Below are 3307 nucleotides of genomic sequence, written 5' to 3'. Positions count from 1 at the left end.
ATGTTTGCTTTGTTCTGCATTAATGAGGTCGGGGTTGGAAAATTTGATAGTCCTGGTGAACAGTTTATTCGAGATGTAGATCTTGAAGAATATCTAGCTTGCTTAAACGAAGAAGATTGCACAGAAAGATCTGGAAATATTGTGAGACTCAGACCCCATCAGATCCAACCAGTTAAAAAAGTATACAATACTATTGTGGGTATAGATTGTGGGAATGGGCAATTACTAAAAGATATAGGCGTTTTTCTAAATAGAGGTTATTTTCTTGATCTCAACGATTATCGAGAAGATGCCTTAGTGGAATATTGTGGCTCACATTTTGTTTTATCTTACTCGCACAATATAAATAACAATGATTTATATATCGAGGGCTTTGAAGGTGAAAAAGAAAAGGTAGCGAAGCTATTAGTAGAACTTAATATATTACCTAATATGATTAAATGGGTCAATGACTTAATTGATAATGAAGTATGTAGATTGTGTAGGGTAGACGATAACAATAATACATTTGTTATGAAAACGTTTAGTTCTTATATTGAGGCTGAAATTGAGAGATATTCATATCAAAAAAAAGGACATAAACAAACCTATTATTTGGAGCGATATTATACCTAAAAAATTATTGGTAAACCGTTGGGTTCTGGATAAAAAATACGGGCGTTGCTTAATTAAGGTCTGAAAAGATAACGATCAGGACCTGGAACATCCCAGAATCGGAGATAGTGAATCAGGAAACGAATGGAATATTTTAGCATTTCCTCGAATTTTGAAGTAAGCATTCAGCTATCAGCATTCAGCTATCAGCTTATGGGCTATGGGCACCCTTTGCGAACACCTGTTGAATAAAAGAGGTAAACATTTGTTTAATCTGAGTTAAGTCTGCTGACGGCTGACAACTGACGGCACCTCAAGCAGCGTGCGCGTAGCGCATATGCTTACATTTTCAATAACAAAGACTCTTGGGTTGTAGTCGCTCTAAATAATGTCTGATCTTTGGATTTTATCCTTCAATTATGGTCAGATAAGTCTGGCTTATTATCTAATACCCCTCATCACTAATATCAAGTCAGGTTGAATACCCATAATTAGAGGGAGGGTGGGAAGTGTGGGGAGATGGTCAGATGGTCAGATGGTCAGATGGGGGAGATTTTTATTAAGGGTAATTATCCCGACATGATATAAGTTAACTTTGCTTAAATTCTGGCGTAGGGTGGGTTAGGCGGCAAGTATAGCAGTCGAAGTAAAGCTTAAGACATCTTCTGCTCCCTGCTCCGAACGCGCCCCGCGTGGCCTACGGCCTCAGTCCCTGCTCCCTTTCAACCAAAAGACTATGTCCTAAACTATACTTCCCTTGCTATATTTTGAAAGCTCACTTTGTCTTAATGCAATAGCGAGTGGTTTTGGGTCTGTGTGGGTCACCTGCGGGAGCACCGCTGTTTGCCCCGTGGAAACCACGGCAGTTGCTCATGGGGGGAACCCCCTTTGGCCTCACTGCCTCCCCTTTGGCCAACTGCATCGCTTTAAGAGAGCTGTCCGCCGTAACCCACCAATAGTCAGCGACTTAAGCGGTGATTAGATTCACTCTGATAAACAGTCTCTTAGGCCATGAGCTGATCAGCTCAAAAAAAAGGTACCCTCAAGGGTACTGTGAAGCCAGAGTTAGATCTGACATTCTAGAAATGTGTTGATTGAAATGAATTGCACCAAGAGGTAAAACCCATGCCTTACAAATACTCTAACCCCTGTGTGTTCCAAGTTCCGATCAAATTAGAAGTACCCATTGTTCTCGACATCGCTGTCGCTGCTAAGCGCAAGTGCTTTGACAAATATGAGGAAATGGAGATCGAAGAGGCGGAAGGTAACGAAACTACTGAGTCACCCGCACCTCCTACCACTTAGTCCCTTTAGGCATATTTGAAAGGAATCTTTAACGGCTGGCTTTGAATTAGTTCATAATAATTAATCCCTGAAACCCCCCTAGGCTGATCAAGCCAGGGGATTTTTTTTGCCAGTCTCGTGCTTGCTTTTAGGGATCACGGAGGAGGGAGCAGGCAGCAGGTAGCAGCGATGCAGCGAGATCTTAGTGGTTTTCACGCCAGTTGCTCATCTCCCCATCTCCCCATCTCCCCATCTCCCCATCTCCCTACTCCCTATTCCCTATTCCCTATTCCCTATTCCCCGCCCACAAGACCACCATAGACCAGTTTCTCAACTGTCTGTACTATAAACAGTGTTAACTATGGAAAAATAAGGCTTTATTGGTGTCAGCTTTAGGACTACTGATAAAGTGGCACTGTCTCCAATCACTCCAACTGTTATTTCTATTTTACTAGTAAATAAGAAACCTTGATGATTGGAGAAAACAAATGAAAAAAGCAATCTTCTTATTAGCTACAGCTGCTGCAATTACCGTCCCTACAACTGAGGCTTTTGCTCAGCATACTTTTCCTAGTGAGCGTTCCCACTGTCTAGCCACCCTAACTGCTAGCAACCCCGATTCTCGGATCACCTTACGTTCTGGACCAGGAACTAATTATAGAAGCTTGGGTTATGGTTTAGTGGGTGATAATGTCTACGTGCTGACAGCCACTCCTCCAGAGCCAGATTACAAAATAGACAGCTTTGGCTATGGTTGGCACAGAGTAGGTTTTCCAGTAAGTGGTGCCAAAGGATGGATTCGCGACGATTTACTCAAAGTCGAATGTGCTCCCATTAATGATTAAGTAGGTCTATAGGGAAAAAAGGTACCCTCAAGGGTACTGTAAAGCCAGGGTTAGATTTGACATTATATAAATGTGTTGATTGAAATTAATTGCACCAAGAGGTAAACCCCATGCCTTACAAATACCATAAACCCTGTGTGTTCCAAGTTCCGATCAAATTAGAAGTACCCATTGTGCTCGATCTAGCTGTAGGTGCTAAGCGTAAGTGCTTTACTAAATATGAGGAAATGGAGATCGAAGAGAACGGAGCGGGTACTGAGCCAGCCGAACCAGTTGCCACTTTGTATCCTTAGGAATCTTTGAAATGATTTTTTTACGGCTGGCTTTAAAATTCTGGGCATAAATTAATTCCTATCTCTCCTCTATATCCTCCCTCCTGAGCTCAGGAGGGAGGAGTTTTATTGTAGACCAAAACCTATATCCCCCCTAAGTTAGGCCAGACTATCATCAGTTGAAAAAAAGGTACCCTCAAGGGTACTGCCAAGCCAGGGTTAGATTTGACATTATATAAATGTGTTGATTGAAATTAATTACAGCAAGAGGTAAAACCCATGCCTTACAAATACCATAAACCCTGTGTGTTC

Annotated in this window: 5 protein-coding genes; all 5 read left to right on the top strand. The window is 41.9% G+C overall.

The window, feature by feature from the left end; all coding sequences use genetic code 11:
* The coding region (locus F6K37_RS35410; protein ID WP_287255546.1) for a hypothetical protein at positions 1–615 on the top strand (615 nt) is incomplete at its 5' end.
* A gap of 1104 nt (positions 616–1719) precedes the next feature.
* On the top strand, positions 1720–1899 hold the full coding sequence (locus tag F6K37_RS35405) for a hypothetical protein (protein ID WP_008184255.1): 180 nt from the start codon (positions 1720–1722) through the stop codon (positions 1897–1899).
* A gap of 168 nt (positions 1900–2067) precedes the next feature.
* On the top strand, positions 2068–2199 hold the full coding sequence (locus F6K37_RS35400) for a hypothetical protein (RefSeq protein WP_267872029.1): 132 nt from the start codon (positions 2068–2070) through the stop codon (positions 2197–2199).
* Positions 2200–2366: 167 nt separating this feature from the next.
* Entirely contained in the window at positions 2367–2723 is a 357-nt protein-coding gene (locus F6K37_RS35395) for an SH3 domain-containing protein (protein WP_287255543.1), read from the top strand.
* A gap of 110 nt (positions 2724–2833) precedes the next feature.
* On the top strand, positions 2834–3016 hold the full coding sequence (locus tag F6K37_RS35390) for a hypothetical protein (protein ID WP_008184257.1): 183 nt from the start codon (positions 2834–2836) through the stop codon (positions 3014–3016).
* Positions 3017–3307 lie beyond the last annotated feature (291 nt).

The sequence above is a fragment of the Moorena sp. SIO4E2 genome (genome assembly GCF_010671945.1).
Classification (GTDB): domain Bacteria; phylum Cyanobacteriota; class Cyanobacteriia; order Cyanobacteriales; family Coleofasciculaceae; genus Moorena; species Moorena producens.
Note: the sequence above shows the minus strand (reverse complement) of the source record. Positions and strands in the feature narration are given on the sequence as shown.

Excerpts from the sequence above, each read along its gene's own strand:
- F6K37_RS35405 (WP_008184255.1), top strand. The coding sequence starts at position 1,720 with ATGCCTTACAAATACTCTAACCCCTGTGTGTTCCAAGTTCCGATCAAA.
- F6K37_RS35400 (WP_267872029.1), top strand. The coding sequence starts at position 2,068 with ATGCAGCGAGATCTTAGTGGTTTTCACGCCAGTTGCTCATCTCCCCAT.
- F6K37_RS35395 (WP_287255543.1), top strand. The coding sequence starts at position 2,367 with ATGAAAAAAGCAATCTTCTTATTAGCTACAGCTGCTGCAATTACCGTC.
- F6K37_RS35390 (WP_008184257.1), top strand. The coding sequence starts at position 2,834 with ATGCCTTACAAATACCATAAACCCTGTGTGTTCCAAGTTCCGATCAAA.